The sequence below is a fragment of the Streptomyces bungoensis genome (assembly GCF_001514215.1).
In the GTDB taxonomy this organism is placed as follows: Bacteria; Actinomycetota; Actinomycetes; order Streptomycetales; family Streptomycetaceae; genus Streptomyces; species Streptomyces bungoensis.
On record NZ_KQ948851.1, the window covers coordinates 132,044 to 148,828 of the forward strand.

The window sequence follows — 16,785 nt, forward strand, 5'->3', positions numbered from 1 at the left end:
CCGGTGGTCACTCAGTGGTCTGCAGCCCGGGCCAGACGAGGGTGGCCGCGCCCCAGGACAGGCCCCCGCCGAAGGCGGTGAGCAGCACCCGGTGGCCGGCCGTGAGCCGTCCCTCGGCGGTGGCCTCGGCGAGCAGCAGGGGGATGGAGGCGGCTCCGGTGTTGCCGACCCGCGCGATGTTGCTCAGCCGGCGCTCGGCGGGGATGCCGAGCCGGTCCGAGACGGCCTCCAGGATCCGGGCGTTGGCCTGGTGCGCGACGAACCGGTCGACCTCGTCGAGGCGCCATCCGGCCCGCTCGGCGGCCTCGGTGGAGGCGGCCGTCATGTGTTCCACCGCGTGCCGGTAGGTGTCCCGGCCCAGCATCCGGAAGTAGTGGTCCTCCGGGGCCACCGGCCGGCCGGCGGACCGGGTCCGGGAGCCGCCCGCCGGGACCTCGATCAGATGGCTCAGCTCGCCGTCGCTGCCGAGCACCAGCGGTCCCAGCGCCCCGGGTTCGTCGGGCGACCCGGCGCGCAGCACCACCGCGCCCGCGCCGTCCGCGAAGATCACCGCGGTGGTGCGGTCCTCCGGGTTGACGATCGTGGTGAAGGCGTCCGCCGCGATCAGCAGCACCCGGTCCGCGATGCCGGCCGCGACGAGCCCGGCCGCCGAGGCCAGGCCGTACAGGAAGCCCGAGCAGACGGCCGCCACGTCGAAGGCGGGCACGCGGCCCAGGCCCAGCCGGGCCGCGACCTGCGGCGCGGTCGCCGGGCAGGGCTGGTCGGGGGTGGTGGTGGCCAGCACCACCGCCCCGACCTCCTGGTCGCCCGCGGACTTCAGCGCCCTGAGGCCCGCCTCCACCGCCAGGTCACTGGTGGAGGTGCCCGGGGAGACGACGTACCGTTCGGCGATCCCGGTCCGCGAGCGGATCCAGGCGTCGGAGGTGTCCAGCCGCGCCGACAGGTCCTCGTTCGTGACGACGTTGGGCGGGACGTACGACCCGATGCCGGTGACGACGGCGGCCCGCCCGGTGCTCATGCGCCGGCCTCCGAGGAGAGGACCTCGACCGGCAGGCCCATGTAGGCCATCCGGACCTCGGCCATCTCGTCGGTCCAGCGCTCGGCCATGTCGTAGCGCTGCTCGGCGGTGGTGTCGAGCAGCCGCACGCCCGGCCAGACCTCGTAGTCGCCGATCTTGTCGGCGTGCTCGAACATGCCCTGCTGGAACAGCTCCTCGCGGTGGATGACGAACTCCCGGTCCGGGATCTCGTCCCACAGCTTCACGCCCGAGCGCAGGATCTCCAGCAGCCGCGGCTTGTACTCCGGGTGCGCGATCACGTGGTCGCGCAGGATGGTGCTGGCCACGGTGAGGTGGCGGATCTCGTCGATGGCGGTGCCGCGGGAGATCTCGCCGGTGGCCGGGGACAGCGGGGTCCACTTGCGCTCGCTCAGCTCGGCGGCCGGGGCGAGCACCCCCTCGATGATGATGGCGAACACCGCGACCCCGCCGGGGAAGTCGGCCTGGTCGCGAACGATGTCCAGGGTGAAGTCCACCACCGGGTCCAGGACCCGCTTGCGGTAGTCCCGGGCCATCGTGTCGATCTCCTTCAGGAGCGTGTCCGCCGGCACGCCCAGCTCCACCAGGTGCTGCCGGAAGACCCGGGCGTGCCGGGCCTCGTCGAGCAGCTGGGTGGCGTAGAACTCCATCTGCGGGATGCCCGGCGCGATCGACACGTAGTGGCCGAGCAGCCGGGTGGCCAGCTCCTCCGCCAGCGCCCGGAAGCCGAACTCCAGCACCAGCGCCTCGCGCAGCGGGCCGGGTGCCTTCAGGAAGTCCGGGGTGAGCGCGCTGTCGTGGTGGCCGGTGACCCCGCGGTCGCGCAGGGTGCCCTGGGCGACCGAGGTGATCCAGTAGGCGAGGTCGCACTCCTCGGGGCCGAGGGTGAGTTCCTTCGCGCCGTCCAGCAGACCGGGCGCCTTCTCCCAGTCCGCCTCGGGGGCAACGGGTGCGGTCATGATGCGGCGGCCTCCTTCGCCGGACGCAGGGATCCGGCGTAGAGCCCGCCGGCGTAACTGAACAGCGGCAGGCCCTCGTCCGCCGTGGCGCGCACGACGTGGCCGAGCAGCAGTTCGCTGTCGCCCGCCCCGTGCGCCGAGTGGAAGCGGCACACGTAGTGGGCGAGCGCGCCCGCGATCAGCGGGGCGTGCGCGTACCGGTCCGCCGTCCAGGCCAGGCCCGTGAACGCCGCGTCGCCGTCGGGCCGGGCGCTGTCGGCGAACCGGCGGGCCACGTCGGCCTGGTCGCCGCCGAGCACGTTGATCGCGAACCGGCCCTCGGCGGCGGCCAGCCGCGCGAAGGACGAGCCCGCCCGCAGCACCACCCCGACCAGCAGGGGCTCGCGCGAGACGAGGGTGACCGTGCTCGCGGTCGTGCCGTGCATCCGCTCCTCGGGTCCGGTGGTCAGCACCGACACCGGGGACGCCAGGTGGTACAGCGCCCGGCGGCGCTCGGCGGGGTCCTGCCGGACCGGCCGTCGTACGTCGGTCGCGGTGGTCATCGCGCGGCCTCCGTCTCGCGCACCGGAGCGGCGGCCCGCGCCGGGACGTGCCCGACCGGCACCGGGTCCGCGGCGTGCCCCACCGGCTTCGGGTGCGGCAGGCCCAGGTCGTCCAGCAGCCGCAGGTAGCCCGGCTGGCGCACCGGCTCGAAGGGCAGCGCGAAGGACTTCATGAAGTTGCCGAACAGGCCGCGGTCGCCGAACAGGTGGAACGGCAGCACCAGCAGCGCCCACTCGGGCTTCACCAGCCAGCACCACAGCGCGGCGACCGCGCCCTGCGTGATGAGGCTGTGCATGACGTTGTAGAGGACGTAGTACGCCTTGTGGATCGGCCGGCCGCCGCTCTTCTTGAACGCGATGGCGCCGGGGATGTAGCCGATCAGGTCGATGTAGAGGAACAGTCCGAGCGCCGGCAGCCAGCGGATGTCGCCGAAGTGGTAGACGATCATGCCGGTGGTGACGGCGAGGCCCACCAGGTACTCGGCGCGGTGCAGCGAGTAGGTGCGCGGGGTCTCGAAGGGGTTCGCCTGGTCCATGGTCAGCTCCTCCGCTTGAGGTCTAGGCGCCGACCGCGGCGGGCGTGGTCAGGTCGATGCCGCCCTGGATGCGCACGGCCGGGAACAGGCCGGTCAGCGCCCAGGCGACGGTCTCCTTGATGACCCGCTCGGCGATCGGGTCGAGGATGCCCTCGAGGCTCGGGATGCCGAAGTCGAAGTCGGCGTCGAAGCGGACGCGCACGTCGGCGCCGTCCTGGCGGACCGCCCAGGTGCCGGCGAAGGAGTCGAAGTCGCCGTCGGACTGCTCGAAGCGGATCTCGCCCTGCTCCGGCAGCACCGTGTCGTCCTCGGTCCAGCGCAGCAGGCCGCTGCGGAAGTGCAGCTCCCAGCTGGAGGAGGCGTTCGGGTCGGGGTAGGAGGCGTGCACGGTGGTCGCGTTGACGTGGGGCGCCAGGGCGGGGTACTTCTCCCAGCGCCGTACGGCGTGCAGGACCGTGTCGGCCTGCTCCGCGGGTATCAGGGCATCGAGTTCGACGTGCCGCACGATCAGTTACCGCCTTCCGGCATTGTGGCCGCGCCCTTGATCAGGTCGCGGGTGGCCAGGTCGAAGGAGTTGACGAGGAAGTCCACGTCGGTGTCGTCCAGCACGGCGGGCGGGGTGAACCGCACCACCGAGCTGCCGTTCATGGAGTGGTTGGCGACCACGCCGTGGTTGAACAGCTCGATCAGCAGCTCGCCGGCGAGGCCCGCCTCGACCAGCTCGACACCGATGAGCAGGCCCCGGCCGCGCACGTCCACCACCAGCTCGGGGATGTTGCGGTGGGCGACCTCCGCGATCCGCGGCAGCAGCCGGGCGCCGAGGTCCATGGCCCGGGTGACCAGGCGCTCCTCCTTGACGGCCCGGATCGCGCCCTGCACCGCGGCCATCAGCACCGGCTGCCCGGAGAAGGTGGCGGTGTGGACGTAGGGGTCCTTGTCGAAGGGGCGGAACGCCTTGCGGGTGGCGACGGCCGCCGACACCGGCATCACCCCGCCGCCCAGCGCCTTGCCGGTGAGCAGGACGTCCGGGACGACGCCCTCGATGTCGGCGCCCCACCACTCGCCGAGCCGCCCGAAGCCGGACTGCACCTCGTCGAGGATGAGGAAGCCGTCGTACTCGCGGACCAGTTCCTCGACGCGCTTGAGGTAGCCCTTCGGCGGGATGACGACCCCGCCCTCGCCCTGGACCGGCTCCAGGATCACGCACACCTCACCCGGGTGGGCGCGCAGTTCGGCCTCGAGGGCGTCGGCGTCGCCGAACGGCAGGTGCTGGAAGTCGGGCACGAGCGGGCGGAACGGCGCCTGGTAGACGTCCTTCGCGGTCGCCGACAGGGCGCCCAGGGTCTTGCCGTGGTAGCCGCCGCGCATCGAGATGGTGCGCTTGAACCCGTTCGCGCGGGCCAGTTTCAGGCCGGTCTCCACCGCCTCGGCGCCCGACAGCGCGAAGTGCACGCGGTCCAGGCCGGCCGGCAGCACGGACACCAGGGCCTCGGCGGCGCGGGCCACCGTCGGCTCCAGCAGGATGCGGGTCGCGGTGGGGTGGGTGCGCAGCTGGCGCTCCACCTCCTCCATGACGATCGGATGGCGGGCGCCCATGATGAACACGCCGTAGCCGCCCGCGTTCAGGAAGCGCTCACCGTCGCTGGTGGTGAGCCAGGCGCCCTCGGACGCCGTCTCCATGTGGCTGCCGAACAGCTCGGCGAGCGTGGCCCGGCCCTTGCTCAGGTGGGCCCGGTACAGATTGAGGATCTCCGCCTCCGTGTCGGCGGCCGGGGCCGCCGGAGACTCCTGCAGTACGGTCACGTGGGACTCCAGGTCGAAGGGTCAGGCCAGGACCAGCGGGCCGCCCGCGAAGTACGCGAGCATCGGCTCCGCCGCGGCGAGACGGGACGGCGGGTGGAAGGCGAGGGCCCGGGTGGCGGCGGCCGCCTGGGCGGTGTCGGAGCCGTTGATGAACTCCAGGCCGCCGAGCAGCTCCAGGGCGCGGGCGACGATGTCCGGCATCGCGTTCTGCACGGCGTACCGGGCGACCAGCACGCGCGCCACCGACTCCTCGTCGCCGGGCTCCGGGCCGGTGCCGCGGGCCACGCCCTCCAGCAGGGCGAGGGCGGCCTCCATGTCGACGGCGAGCGCGGCCCGCTCCGCGGCGCCGCCCCGCTCGCGCTCCAGCACCTGCTCCACCAGCGCGGCGGCGGCGCCCGCGTACCCGGCGGAGATCAGCATCTCGAACCAGACGAACCCGGCGGACTGCAGGTCGTCGAGGCGGGTGGGATCGTCGGCGCCGGCCCGGACCACCATCTCGGCCGGGACGAACACGTCCTCCAGCCGCACCTCCTCGCTCTCCGCGCCCGCCAGCAGCTGGTTGCCCCAGAAGGTGTGCACGGACAGGCCGGGCGCGCCGGCCGGCACCAGCGCGAGGGCCAGCTCCGGCTCGCCGCCGTCCTCGCCGTGGATCGCGATGGACGCGGTGAGCAGGCTCATCGAACGGGACAGGCTGCACGGCTTCTTCGACCCGGACAGCAGGAACCCGCCCTCCACCGGGCGCGCGGTCACGGCCGGCTTGAGGATGTTCTGCGCGGTGCGGCCCTCGGCCCAGCCGGAGGCCATCATCATCTGGTCCGGCACGATCCGGTGCAGCAGTTCGGTCTGGGCGCCGGTGAGCCGGCCCGCCTTGACGGCGAGGGAGTACAGCATGGCGGCGGTGAAGTGGTGCATGGACACCGCGGCGACCAGCGACGGGGACAGGGCGCCGAGCGCCAGCTGGACGCGCAGGGCCTCCAGCGGGGCCGCGCCGTGGCCGCCGTAGGCCTCGGGTATGAGCAGGCCGACCCCGCCGTGGATGCGGAACAGGTCGATCACCGGGCTGCCGGGCCGCTCCCGCTCGGCGTACGGGAGCTGGTCCAGCTCCTTGAGCAGTCCGGGGTGGAACCGCTCGCAGACGGTGCGGGCAGCATCGAGGGAACGCAAGGGAAACCTCCGCGGGACTGGGTGTGGTCAGGCGCCGAAGACCGCGTCGTACGGGCTGACGTCGCGGGCGATGCTGACTCCCTGGACGTGGGAGGTCTTGAGCATCGGGTAGTTGGCCTCGCCGAACGCGCCGCCGGTGCGGCCGGTGCCGCCGTGGCTCGGCAGGTAGGGCAGGAAGCCGATGTGGGAGTCGTTGACCTTCAGCAGACCGCCGTTGACGGTGCGCCGCACGAAGGTCTCGATCACGTGGTCCGAGCGCGACCACAGGGAGTTGCGCAGCCCGTAGTCGTTGCTGTTCACGAACTGCAGGAACGATTCGAGCAGCGCGTCGTCGCTGTCGCGTTCGGCGACCACGATCGGGACCAGCGGGAAGAAGGTCTCCTCGCGGACCACGTCGTAGGTCCGCGCCCGGTCCAGGCCGTCCACGCGCACCACCGTCGGCTGCAGGAACACGCCCGTCTCCGACACCGTGCCGTCGACCTCGGTGCGGTTGCCGCCGGTGACCAGCTCGGCGCCGTTGTCCAGGGCCTGGCGCAGCAGCCGGAAGAAGCGCTCGCTGCGCCGCACCGGCGACAGCAGGACGTCCTCCTCCTCGGGCAGGCCCGGCTTGATGCCCTTGACCTGCTTCTTCACCTCGTCGATCAGCGCCTCGGCGATGTCCGGGTGGACCAGCACGTAGTTGGGCACCATGCAGATCTGACCGGAGCCGTAGAACGCCTCGGTGATGGCCTCGGCCGCCCACGTCACGTCGGCGTCCTTCCAGACCACGATGCCGTCGTTGCCGGCGAGCTCCAGGATCGGCTTCTTGCCGTGCGACACGCACTGCTGCTCGAAGCGCAGGCCCTCCTGGCTGCCGCCGATGTAGAAGATGTCGTCGATCAGCGGATCGGCGATCCAGCGGTCCATGGTCTGCTTCGGGTTGGAGCACACCGCGTTGAGCACACCGGCCGGCGCGTCGAGCTCCTCCAGCAGCGGCGCCACGATGTCGCGCAGCAGCCACATCGTGGACAGCGCGATGGAGCGCGGGGCCCGCACGACGACCGCGTTGCCGGCCATCAGCGCCAGCACGCACAGCGCGGCGCTCGGCAGCGGCGCGTTCTGCGGCGGGTTGAAGGCGACCACACCGTCCGGCTGGCGGTGCAGGATCAGCTTGCGGCCGTTGTACTCCTTCTCCACCCTCATCTGCTTCAGGTACCAACGCAGGGAGCCCGGGGCGTAGATCTGCAGCAGGCAGCTCAGCTCCCACCGGGCGAGCTTCACGGGGTGCGACTCGGCGACCAGCATGCGCAGGAACTCGTCCTGGTGCTTGATCAGTTCCTCGCGGAAGCGGGTGCCCAGCTGCATCCGCCGCTCCAGCGGTACGGCCGCCCAGTCGGGGGCCGCCGCGGCGGCCGCCTGGGTGGCCAGGTCGATGGCGGAGTCGTCCGCGATCGCGCAGCGCCCGACGACATAGGGGTGCTTGGCCGCCTCCGACTCCGGGTCCTGTTCCAGGGAGCGCTTCAGGCTGACGCTCGTGAAAACGTCTTCCAGCAGGGAACGCCCGCTGACGGTGTAGACCCACCCGTCCCCGGCCACGTCCTTGCCCGCGATGTAGAGGTCGTAACTCTTCAATCCGGAAGGTGCCTCAGCACTCTCCTCCTGCTCCTGCGCGGCTTCGCGAAGCATCTTCAGCCTTTCGGATATGGCGTGTGGATTTCTTGAAGCACTGCGAGCCTGACAGCGGAATCTGACCCGGCGCTGACACCCCGCTGACCACGCCGATCCGGCCACGGGAGCGCTCCCGGGGCCGTCAGCGGGGCGTCAGCCGGCGCTGCTTGCATGAGGCGCATGCCACCTGTCGACAGCACCATCGAGCGGTTGCGCGACCTGCCGCGCAGTGAACTCGCCGAAGAAATCGAGTCGATCGTCCTGACGAAGTTCCGGGCCGTCCTGCTGATGGACGAGTCCGAGGACCTCCCCGTCGACGTCAGCTATTTCGATCTCGGCCTCACCTCGCTGCGGCTGACCGAGATACGGCAGAGCCTGGAACAGCTCCTGGACCTGTCGATCAACGTCAGCGTGCTCTTCAACGAGCCGACGATCGCCCACCTCGTGGACCACCTGACCCAGGCCATCCAGGAAGCTTGAGGAGTCGCTCCATGCCGCGTACGGAATCAGAGCAGGCGCCCGAGCCGGTCGCGATCGTCGGAATCGGTCTGCGGTTCCCCGGCGGCAGCGGCTCGGCCGACGAGTTCGACGCCTTCCTGCGGGAGGGCCGCAGCGGGATCGGCCCGATCCCGCGGGACCGCTGGGACGTCGAGGCGTTCACCCCCGAAGGACCCGACGACAAGGGCAAGATCCGCGCCTCGGGCGGCGGGTTCCTCGACCGCATCGACCTGTTCGACGCCGGCTTCTTCAACATCTCCCCGAAGGAAGCCCGCTACATGGACCCCCAGCAGCGGCTGCTGCTGGAGACCGCCTGGCAGGCCCTGGAGCACGCCGGCATCGACCCGGCCCCGCTGCGCCGCGGCAACGGCGGCGTGTACATCGGCGCCAGCTCCATCGACTACGCCCTGGAGCTCGACTCCCTGCCGTACGAGGAGCTGGACGGCCACCTGGCGTCCGGCATCACCATGTTCCCGCTCTCGGGCCGGCTGTCGTACTTCCTCGGCTGGCGCGGCCCCAGCATGAGCGTCGACACCGCCTGCTCCTCCTCGCTGGTCGCCCTGCACCTGGCCGCGAACGCCCTGAGGGCCGGCGAGACCGACATCGCGCTGTGCGGCGGCGTCAACGCCCTGCACCACCCGCGCATCCCGGTGATGTTCTCCAACGCCCAGATGCTGTCCCCCGACGGGCAGTGCAAGACCTTCGACGAGTCCGCCGACGGCTACGCGCGCGCCGAGGGCTGCGGCGTCGTCGTCCTCAAGCGGCTCTCCGACGCCCGGCGCGACGGCGACCGGATCCTCGCCCTGGTGCGCGGCACGGCGGTGGGCCAGGACGGCGACAGCGCGGGCCTGACCGTGCCCAACGGCCCCGCCCAGGAGAAGGTCATCCGCACCGCCCTGGCCGCCGCGCACCTCGCCCCCGAGGACATCCAGTACGTCGAGGCGCACGGCACCGGCACCCCGCTCGGCGACCCCATCGAGTTCGGCGCCATCGGGGACGTGTTCGTCGACTCCCACACCAAGGACCGGCCGCTGCTGGTCGGTTCGGTGAAGACCAACCTCGGCCACATGGAGCCGGCCTCCGGCATCGTCGGCGTCATCAAGACCGTGCTCCAGCTGCGCGCCCGCACCATCTACCCGCACCTCAACCTCACCACCCCGTCCGGGCGCATCCCCTGGGACCTGTACCCGGTGCGGGTGCCGACGGCGTGCGAGCCGTGGGAGGCCGAGGTCCGGCGCGCGGTCGTCAACAGCTTCGGGTTCGCCGGGACCATCGGCGCGGTGGTGCTGGAGGAGGCGCCCGAGCAGGCCGAGCAGCCCGCCGATGGCGGCGCCGCACCCGTGTTCACCCTGTCCGCCAAGAACGCCGGCGCCCTGCGCGAACTGGCCTCCGCCTACCGCGAGTTGCTGGACGAACGGCCGGAGCTCCCGCTCGGCGCCCTCTGCCACACGGCCAACACGGCCCGCAGTCACCACCCCTACCGGATCGCCGCCCCCGTCACCGACCGCGCCGCGCTGGCCAGGCTCCTGGAGCGCGCCGCCGAGGCCGAGCACGAGGGCCCCACCGGCATCCGCAAGACCGCGTTCCTGTTCACCGGCCAGGGCTCCCAGTACGCCGGCATGGGCGCCGCCCTCTACGCGGCCCTCCCCGTCTTCCGCGCCCGCGTGGACGAGTGCGACGAGCTGTTCGCCGAGCACCTCGGCCGCTCCGTGCGCGAGCTGCTGCTCGGCACCGCCGCCGACCCCGAGGCGATCGACCGCACCGAGTACACCCAGCCCGCCCTGTTCACCCTCGAGTACGCGCTCGCCCAGCAGTGGATCGCCTGGGGCGCGAAGCCCAACGTGCTCATCGGGCACAGCATCGGCGAGGTCGTCGCCGCCGCCGTCGCCGGGCTGTTCAGCCTGCCCGACGCGGTGCGCCTGGTCGCGGCCCGCGCCCGGCTGATGCAGGCGGTGACCGCCGAGGGCGGCATGGCCGCCGTCAGCGCCCCCGTCGAGGAGGTCGTCCCGCTGCTGGAAGGCCACGACGACCTCGCCGTGGCCGGGATCAACGCCCCCGACCAGACCGTGATATCCGGCGCCACCGCCGCCCTCGACGAGGTCACCGGCATCCTCACCGGCCGGGGCGTGCGCGTCGAGCGCCTGAAGGTCTCGCACGCCTTCCACTCCCCGCTGATGGCCGAGGTCTACGACGACTTCCGCGCCGCCCTGGACGGCATCGCCTTCCACGAGCCGCAGATCAGCATCGTCTCCAACGTCACCGGCCGCCTCGCCCGCTTCCGCGAGATCGGCAACCCGGACTACTGGGTGCGGCACATCGGCGAACCCGTCCGCTTCCTCGACGGCATCCGGGCCGTCGCCAAGCGCGGCCGGCACGCCCTGATCGAGGTCGGCCCGCAGGCCGGGCTCACCGCGCTCGCCCGGCGCTCGGTCACGGTCGAGGACCACGTGTGGCTGGCCAGCCTGCGCCGCCGCGACACCACCACCGCGACCACCCTCACCGCTCTCGCCGACTACTACGCGGCCGGCCTCAACGTCTCCTGGACCGGCTACCACGCCGGCTGCCCCGCGCCCGCCCGCGTGGACCTGCCGACGTACGCCTTCCAGCGCAAGCGCTACTGGCTGCCCTCCGCCGCACCCCGCCGCTCCGCCGCGAACGGCACCGCCCGGCACCCGCTGCTCGGCACCGAGGAGCGGTTCGCCAGCGGGGTACGGGAGTTCACCGCGGAGTTCACCGCCGAGGAGCTCGGCGCGCTCGCCGACCTCGCCGACGGTGGCCGGACCGTCCTGCCCGCCGGCGCCTACGTCGACCTGCTGCTCGCCGTGCAGGACGCGGTGCGGGGCCACGCCCGCTCGGCCGTCCGCGACCTGAGGCTGCTCGCCCCGCTGGAGCTGCCCGCCGAGACCCTCACCGCGCTCACCACCCGCTGGCGGCCCCGCCCCGGCGGCGGCGCCGAGGTCGAGGTGTTCACGGTCGTCGGCGGCGAGGAGAACCTGCACGCCACCGCCGTCGTCGCCGCCGAACCCGAACCCCTCGTGCCCGTCTCCGAACTGGCCGAACTCGACGCCACGCTCGCCCCGGCCGCCCAGCACATAGACGACGAGGACATCTACACCGACCTCGCCTCCGTCGGCCGCCCCCAGGGCCCCCGCATGCGCCTGCTGCTGCGCGCCGCCCGGCACGGCGACGCAGTGCCCCGGCAGGCACCGTCCGCCCCGTCACGACGCCCGGCACGCCCTCTCGCCGCACCGGCCGAAACCCCGAGTACGCCCAGTACGAGGGATTCCGGCCGGCACGCCGAGAGCACGCACCGGACGCCGCTCCTCGATGGGCAAACGGCGCCCGCCGGGGCACTGGTCACCGGCGAACTCACCGGCCGCGACGCCACCGCCGTCGAGCACGTCCCGGCCGAGCTGCTGGAGGCCGCCGTGCAGGCCCTGGTCGTCCTCGACCCCGAGGGCCCGGTGTTCGTGCCTCGCGAGATCGCCTGCGTACGGCACTTCCGCAAGCCGCGCGGCGAGAACCTGCGGGTGCTGGCCCGGGTCCGCGGCGAGCAGGACCGGCGCCTTGCCGACGTGCTGCTGCTGGAGAACGGCGAACCGGTCGCCGAACTGCTCGGCGTGCGCATGGCCCGGCCCGAGGGCCGCACCGGCCGCCGCCGCTTCCTGCACCGCCCCGACTGGGTGCGCCGCGCCCTGCCGGCGCGGGACGGCACCGCCGTCCGGCACGTCGTGCTGCTCGACCCGTCCGCCGTCCGCGCCGCCGAACTGGCCGCCGAGCCCGGTCTGAAGGTGACCTGGCTGCCCGACCTCACCGACCTCAAGGCCGCCCTGGAGGACCCCACCGTCACGGACGTGTGCCGCGTCTGGCGGCAGCTCCCGGCGCCGATGTCCGTGGGCCGGCTGCGCGCCGAGTGCGAGGACAACTACCGCGACCTGCTCACCCTCGTCGGCGCCCTGGACGCCGCGCCCCGCCCGCCCCGGCTCTGGCTGGTCACCGAGGGCGCCCAGCACCTGCCCGGCGACCCGGCCGGCGACGGCGGCCACCTCGCCGCGGCCACCCTGTGGGGCTTCGGCCGGGTGCTGCTCACCGAGTACCCGCAGTACCGGGCGACCCTGGTCGACCTCGCCCCGGGCAGCGGCCTCGCCCCGCTGGCCGAGGAGTGGCGGGCCGAGCCGCCCGGCGAGTACCAGGTCGCCCACCGGCCCGGCCGCCGCTACGTCCGCCGACTGCTCGCCGGCGACTCCGCCCTCACCTGGACCGGGGGCTTCGAACTGCGCGCCCCCGACTCCGGGGACCTGTCCGACCTGGCCCTCGCGCCGGTCACCGGCGTCGAGCCCGGCGCCGGCGAGGTCCAGGTCCGCGTGCACACCGTGGGCCTGACCGCCGACGACGCCCGCACCGCCCTGGACACCGGCCGGGCCGAACGCGCGGAGGAGGCCGCGGCCGAGGAGGAACCGCCGCCCGTCCTGGGGCAGTTCGCCCGCGGCACGGTGCTCGCCGCCGACACCGGCACCGGCTTCGCCCCCGGCGACGAGGTCCTGGTCCGGCACGACGGCACGTTCCGCTCCACGCTCACCGTCCCCGCGCCGGCCGTCGTCCACGCCACCGGCTCCGACGACACCGCGCCCCGCTTCCGGCTCGACGAGACCGGCGAGGCGCTGCGCACCGCCCTCGCCGACCCCGCCCAGCGCGCCTGGGTGACCCTCCCCGAGGACCCGGCCGAGGAGCGCACCGACCCCGTCGACGAGGGCCCCACGGGCCTGCGGGCCGACCGCACCTACCTGGTCACCGGCGGACTCGGCGGCCTCGGCCTGGTCACCGCCCGCAAGCTGGTCGCGCTCGGCGCCCGGCACCTGACCCTGGTCAGCCGCGGCGGCCGGCCCACCGACGAGGCCTCGCCGGTCCTGGCGGACCTCGCCGCCGAGGCCGAGATCGACGTCGTACGCGCCGACGTCTCCCGCGAGCAGGACGTCGAGCGCCTGGTGCGGCACCTGGCGGCCGGGCCGTACCCGCTCGGCGGGATCGTGCACGCCGCCGGCTCCTACGACAAGAAGCTGATCTCCGAGCTGACCTGGGAGTCCGTCGACGCCCAGCTCGCCGCCAAGGCCTACGGCGGCTGGCTGCTGCACGAGGCCGCCGAGGAGTCCTTCCCCGAGCTGGAGTTCTTCGTCACCTACTCCTCCATCGCCTCCGTCCTCGGCGGCGCCACCCAGGGCCACTACGCCGCCGCCAGCGCCGCGCTCGACGCCCTCGCCGAGTGGCGCGGCCGGCGCGGGGTGCCGGGGCTCTCGGTGAACTGGGGCGCCTGGGCCAGGGTCGGCATGTCCGCCCGGCTGGAGGACCACCTCGGCCAGGAGATCGAACGCAGCGGCGTCCGGTTCTTCTCCCCGACCCGGGCCCTGGACACCCTGGCCCGGCTGTGGGACCGGCCGCGCACCCAGCGGATCGTCGGCGAGTTCGACTGGGACCGCTACGTCTCGGGCAGCGTCACCGGCGACCTGTTCTACGACCGGCTGGCCCGCCAGGCCCCCGACGACGACGGCACCGGCCTCGACCTGGCGGCGCTCGCCGCGCTGCCCGCCGCCGAACGCCTGGCCGCCGTCACCGGCGTGGTCCGCGACAAGGTCGCCGTCGTCCTGCACCTGGAGGAGGGCGACGAGCTGGACCTCTCCACCGAGTTCGTGTCGCTGGGCCTGGACTCCCTCATGGCCCAGCAGGTCAAGGCCGCCCTGGAGCAGACCTTCCGGCTGCCCCTGCCGGCCTCCCTCACCCACGACCACCCCACGGTCCGCGCGCTGGCCCAGTTCGTCGACGGGCAGCTCGGCCCGGTGCCGGCGGCGTGACAGTCACAAGGGACGGGACACCACGATGAGCGAGACACCGAGGGAGCGCTGGACGCTCCAAGACTCCGCCCGGGCCCACGCGGGCAGCCGCCCGGACCACCCGGCGATCATCTGCGAGGGCCGGGTCACCACCTACGCCAAGTTCCACCGCGACAGCAACCGCGCCGCGCACGCCCTGCGCGCCTGCGGGGTCCGGCGCGGCGACCGGGTCGCCTACCTGGGCCGCGAGTCGGAGAACTACTACCTGGTGATGATCGCGTGCGCCAAGGCGGGCGCGGTCCTGGTACCGGTCAACTGGCGGCTCACCCCGAACGAGGTCGACCACATCCTGCGCGACTCCGGCGCCGCGCTGATCTTCGTCGACGACGAGTTCTGGGAGACCGTCGCCACCGTCCGCCACCAGCTGCGCGGCCTGCGCAGGGTGATCCGGGTCGACGGCACCGACGCCGACGGCGAACCCGCCCGCGGGGCCGGCCTGCCCGCCTGGGCCGCCGACCAGCCCGACACCGACCCCTCCCCCGGCACCGGCCCGGACGACGCCGTCATCCAGATCTACACCAGCGGCACCACCGGCCTGCCCAAGGGCGCGGTCCTCGCCCACCGCAGCTTCTTCACCCTGCCGCACGCCAGCCGCGAGCACGGCGTCGACTGGATCGACTGGCTGCCCGAGGACGTTGCCCTGATCTCCCTGCCGGGCTTCGGCGTGGCCGGCATCGGCTGGTTCCTGCACACCTTCAACGCCGGCGGCACCAACGTGGTCATGCCGCAGTTCGACCCGCAGGAGGCCGTACGCCTCATCCGCGCCCACGGCGTCACCACCACGTTCGCCGCCCCGGCCATGCTGCAGGCGATGGCGGCCGAACGCGGCGCGGGCCCCGAGGCGTTCGCCTCGCTGCGCAAGATCGCCTACGGCGCCGCCCCGATGTCCGAGACGCTGCTCAAGCAGTGCCTGGAGACCTACCGCTGCGAGTTCGCCCAGATCTACGCGAGCACCGAGACCGGCAGCGTGGCGGTGTGCCTGCCGCCCGCGGCCCACCACCCCGGCAGTACGCACCTCACCTCCGTCGGCCGGCCCTGCCCCGGCAACGAGATCAAGGTGATCGGCCCGGACGGCGCGACCCTCCCGCCCGGCGCCATCGGCCAGATCTGCGTCCGCGCCCCCTCCCGGATGCTCGGCTACTGGAACCTTCCCGAGGCCACCGCCCGCACCCTGGTGGGGGAGTGGCTGCACATGGGGGACGCCGGCTACCTCGACGAGGACGGCTACCTCCACCTGTGCGACCGCATCAACGACACGATCATCGTCGCCGGCCAGAACATCTACCCGGCCGAGGTCGAGAAGGCGCTCGCCGCCCACCCGGCGGTCGCCGACGCGGCGGTGGTCGGCCTGCCCGACGACCGCTGGGGCGAGAGCGTGCACGCGGTCGTGGTGCTCCGGCCCGGCGCGCGCGCCACACCCCGCGAACTCCTGCTGTCCCTGCGGGGCCGCATCGCCGACTACAAGATCCCCGGCACCTACCACTTCGTCCCCTCCCTGCCCCGCAACCCGTCGGGCAAGATCCTGCGCCGCGCGGTACGCGAGCAGCTGACGGCACCGGCCAGGGACGCCCTGAAGGCAACGGTCGTCTGACGACGCCGATCGCCGAGAAAGGAAACCGACGCATGCCTTCCAACGCCGGGGAGAGCAGCTCCCCAGCGGCGCGGGGAACCGCTTCGCACCCCGCGACGGACCCGAACCCCCCGCTGCAGATCGGCATCCTCCTCCCCACCCGGGAGCAGGCCATCAACGGCACCTACGCCGCCGCCCCCCTGCTCGACTTCGCCCGCCAGGCGGAAGCCCTCGGCTTCGACTCGCTGTGGGCCGGCGACTCGCTGACCGCCCGCCCGCGTCTGGACCCGCTGGTCGTGCTGTCGGCCGCGGCGGCCGCGACGAGCCGCATCACCGTCGGCACCGCGGCCCTCACCCCGGCCCTGCGCCACCCCCTCATCGGCGCCAACATGATCGCGAGCCTCAGCCACGTCGCCGCCGGCCGGCTCGTCCTCGGTCTCGGCTCCGGCTTCCCCATGGCCGAGACCGAGGAGGAGTTCGCCTCCGTCGGCGCCTCCTTCCAGGGCCGGGTCGGCCGCCTGGACGAGATCACGGCGCTGTGGCGCACCGCGTGGCGGGCCGGCGAGGAGGGCGAACCCGCCGCGTTCCAGGGCCGGTACTGGCTGGCGGAGAACCTGGACCGGCTGCCCTCGCCGGCCGTCCCCGGCGGCCCGCCCCTGTGGCTGGCCGGCAGCGACACCCCCAAGGTGCTCGCCCGCGCGGCGACCCGCTACGACGGCTGGCTGCCCTTCCTGCCCGACGTCGACGCCTACGGCCGCGCCCGCCGCCGGATCGCCGAACTCGCGGCGGAGGCCGGCCGCACGGTCACGCCCGCGCTCTACGCCACCGTCACCGTGAACCGCAGCGAGACGGCGGCGAAGGCCGAGCTCGAGCACTACATCAGCCACTACTACGGCCGCTCCCTGGAGCAGATGAGCAGCATCCAGGCCTACGCCTGGGGCAGCGCCGAGAAGTGCGCCGAGTGGCTCGGGGGATACGTCCGCGCCGGTGCCCGGCACCTGGTCGTACGGATCGGATCGCTCGACCCCGAGCCGCAGTTGAAGGAGATCGCCGAGGTGCTGCTGCCCGCGGTACGCGCCCTCGGCTCGTCCACCACCGTTGGGAGTACGCAGTCGTGACCACCGCCATCGGCACCATAGGCCGGC

The 16,785-nt window shown here is 73.3% G+C and carries 12 protein-coding genes; 4 read left to right on the top strand and 8 right to left on the bottom strand.

From position 1 onward, the window contains the following. Window positions 1-7: 7 nt before the first annotated feature. From AQJ66_RS00485 to AQJ66_RS00520, 8 genes are read right to left on the bottom strand one after another with little or no spacing between them, the layout of a single operon-like run. On the bottom strand, window positions 8-1,018 hold the full coding sequence (locus AQJ66_RS00485; protein WP_061914664.1) for a beta-ketoacyl-ACP synthase III: 1,011 nt from the start codon (window positions 1,016-1,018) through the stop codon (window positions 8-10). Next, the gene (locus AQJ66_RS00490; protein ID WP_061914667.1) at window positions 1,015-1,995 is read right to left on the bottom strand and encodes a ferritin family protein; all 981 of its coding nucleotides are present in this window, start codon (window positions 1,993-1,995) and stop codon (window positions 1,015-1,017) included. Before AQJ66_RS00490 ends, AQJ66_RS00485 begins: the two co-directional genes overlap by 4 nt. Next, window positions 1,992-2,537: a flavin reductase family protein gene (locus AQJ66_RS00495; RefSeq protein WP_061914670.1), complete on the bottom strand. Its 546-nt coding sequence runs from the start codon at window positions 2,535-2,537 to the stop codon at window positions 1,992-1,994. The genes AQJ66_RS00490 and AQJ66_RS00495 overlap by 4 nt, the downstream gene beginning before the upstream one ends. Further along, window positions 2,534-3,073 carry a hypothetical protein gene (locus AQJ66_RS00500; RefSeq protein WP_061914673.1) on the bottom strand — a complete coding sequence of 180 codons (540 nt, stop codon included), beginning with the start codon at window positions 3,071-3,073 and terminating at the stop codon, window positions 2,534-2,536. Before AQJ66_RS00500 ends, AQJ66_RS00495 begins: the two co-directional genes overlap by 4 nt. Window positions 3,074-3,095: 22 nt before the next feature. Further along, window positions 3,096-3,578: a type II toxin-antitoxin system RatA family toxin gene (locus tag AQJ66_RS00505; protein WP_061914675.1), complete on the bottom strand. Its 483-nt coding sequence runs from the start codon at window positions 3,576-3,578 to the stop codon at window positions 3,096-3,098. 2 nt (window positions 3,579-3,580) lie between these two features. Next, complete coding sequence (locus AQJ66_RS00510) at window positions 3,581-4,876, bottom strand: aspartate aminotransferase family protein (protein WP_061914678.1); 1,296 nt, start codon at window positions 4,874-4,876, stop codon at window positions 3,581-3,583. Window positions 4,877-4,897: 21 nt separating this feature from the next. Continuing rightward, window positions 4,898-6,040, bottom strand: coding sequence for an acyl-CoA dehydrogenase family protein (locus AQJ66_RS00515; RefSeq protein WP_061914681.1), 1,143 nt, complete (start codon window positions 6,038-6,040; stop codon window positions 4,898-4,900). 27 nt (window positions 6,041-6,067) lie between these two features. After that, window positions 6,068-7,705 carry an aldehyde dehydrogenase family protein gene (locus AQJ66_RS00520; protein WP_061914683.1) on the bottom strand — a complete coding sequence of 546 codons (1,638 nt, stop codon included), beginning with the start codon at window positions 7,703-7,705 and terminating at the stop codon, window positions 6,068-6,070. Between the two features lie 162 nt (window positions 7,706-7,867). Between AQJ66_RS00520 and AQJ66_RS00525 the strand changes: the two genes are divergently transcribed. From AQJ66_RS00525 to AQJ66_RS00540, 4 genes are read left to right on the top strand one after another with little or no spacing between them, the layout of a single operon-like run. Next, a complete protein-coding gene (locus tag AQJ66_RS00525; protein ID WP_061914686.1) occupies window positions 7,868-8,167 on the top strand; it encodes an acyl carrier protein in 300 nt (99 codons plus the stop codon). Window positions 8,168-8,178: 11 nt separating this feature from the next. After that, entirely contained in the window at window positions 8,179-14,031 is a 5,853-nt protein-coding gene (locus AQJ66_RS00530) for a type I polyketide synthase (RefSeq protein WP_061914689.1), read from the top strand. 25 nt (window positions 14,032-14,056) lie between these two features. Further along, the gene (locus AQJ66_RS00535) at window positions 14,057-15,661 is read left to right on the top strand and encodes a fatty acid--CoA ligase (protein ID WP_061914692.1); all 1,605 of its coding nucleotides are present in this window, start codon (window positions 14,057-14,059) and stop codon (window positions 15,659-15,661) included. A gap of 32 nt (window positions 15,662-15,693) precedes the next feature. Continuing rightward, window positions 15,694-16,758 (top strand): LLM class flavin-dependent oxidoreductase, encoded by a 1,065-nt coding sequence (locus AQJ66_RS00540; RefSeq protein WP_244162701.1) that lies wholly within the window; start codon window positions 15,694-15,696, stop codon window positions 16,756-16,758. The last annotated feature ends 27 nt before the right edge of the window (window positions 16,759-16,785 follow it).

Bases quoted from the DNA above. Each gene is read 5' to 3' on its own strand.
- AQJ66_RS00490 (WP_061914667.1), bottom strand. From the start codon at position 1,995: ATGACCGCACCCGTTGCCCCCGAGGCGGACTGGGAGAAGGCGCCCGGT.
- AQJ66_RS00520 (WP_061914683.1), bottom strand. From the start codon at position 7,705: ATGCTTCGCGAAGCCGCGCAGGAGCAGGAGGAGAGTGCTGAGGCACCT.
- AQJ66_RS00485 (WP_061914664.1), bottom strand. From the start codon at position 1,018: ATGAGCACCGGGCGGGCCGCCGTCGTCACCGGCATCGGGTCGTACGTC.
- AQJ66_RS00540 (WP_244162701.1), top strand. From the start codon at position 15,694: ATGCCTTCCAACGCCGGGGAGAGCAGCTCCCCAGCGGCGCGGGGAACC.
- AQJ66_RS00535 (WP_061914692.1), top strand. From the start codon at position 14,057: ATGAGCGAGACACCGAGGGAGCGCTGGACGCTCCAAGACTCCGCCCGG.
- AQJ66_RS00500 (WP_061914673.1), bottom strand. From the start codon at position 3,073: ATGGACCAGGCGAACCCCTTCGAGACCCCGCGCACCTACTCGCTGCAC.
- AQJ66_RS00495 (WP_061914670.1), bottom strand. From the start codon at position 2,537: ATGACCACCGCGACCGACGTACGACGGCCGGTCCGGCAGGACCCCGCC.
- AQJ66_RS00530 (WP_061914689.1), top strand. From the start codon at position 8,179: ATGCCGCGTACGGAATCAGAGCAGGCGCCCGAGCCGGTCGCGATCGTC.
- AQJ66_RS00525 (WP_061914686.1), top strand. From the start codon at position 7,868: ATGCCACCTGTCGACAGCACCATCGAGCGGTTGCGCGACCTGCCGCGC.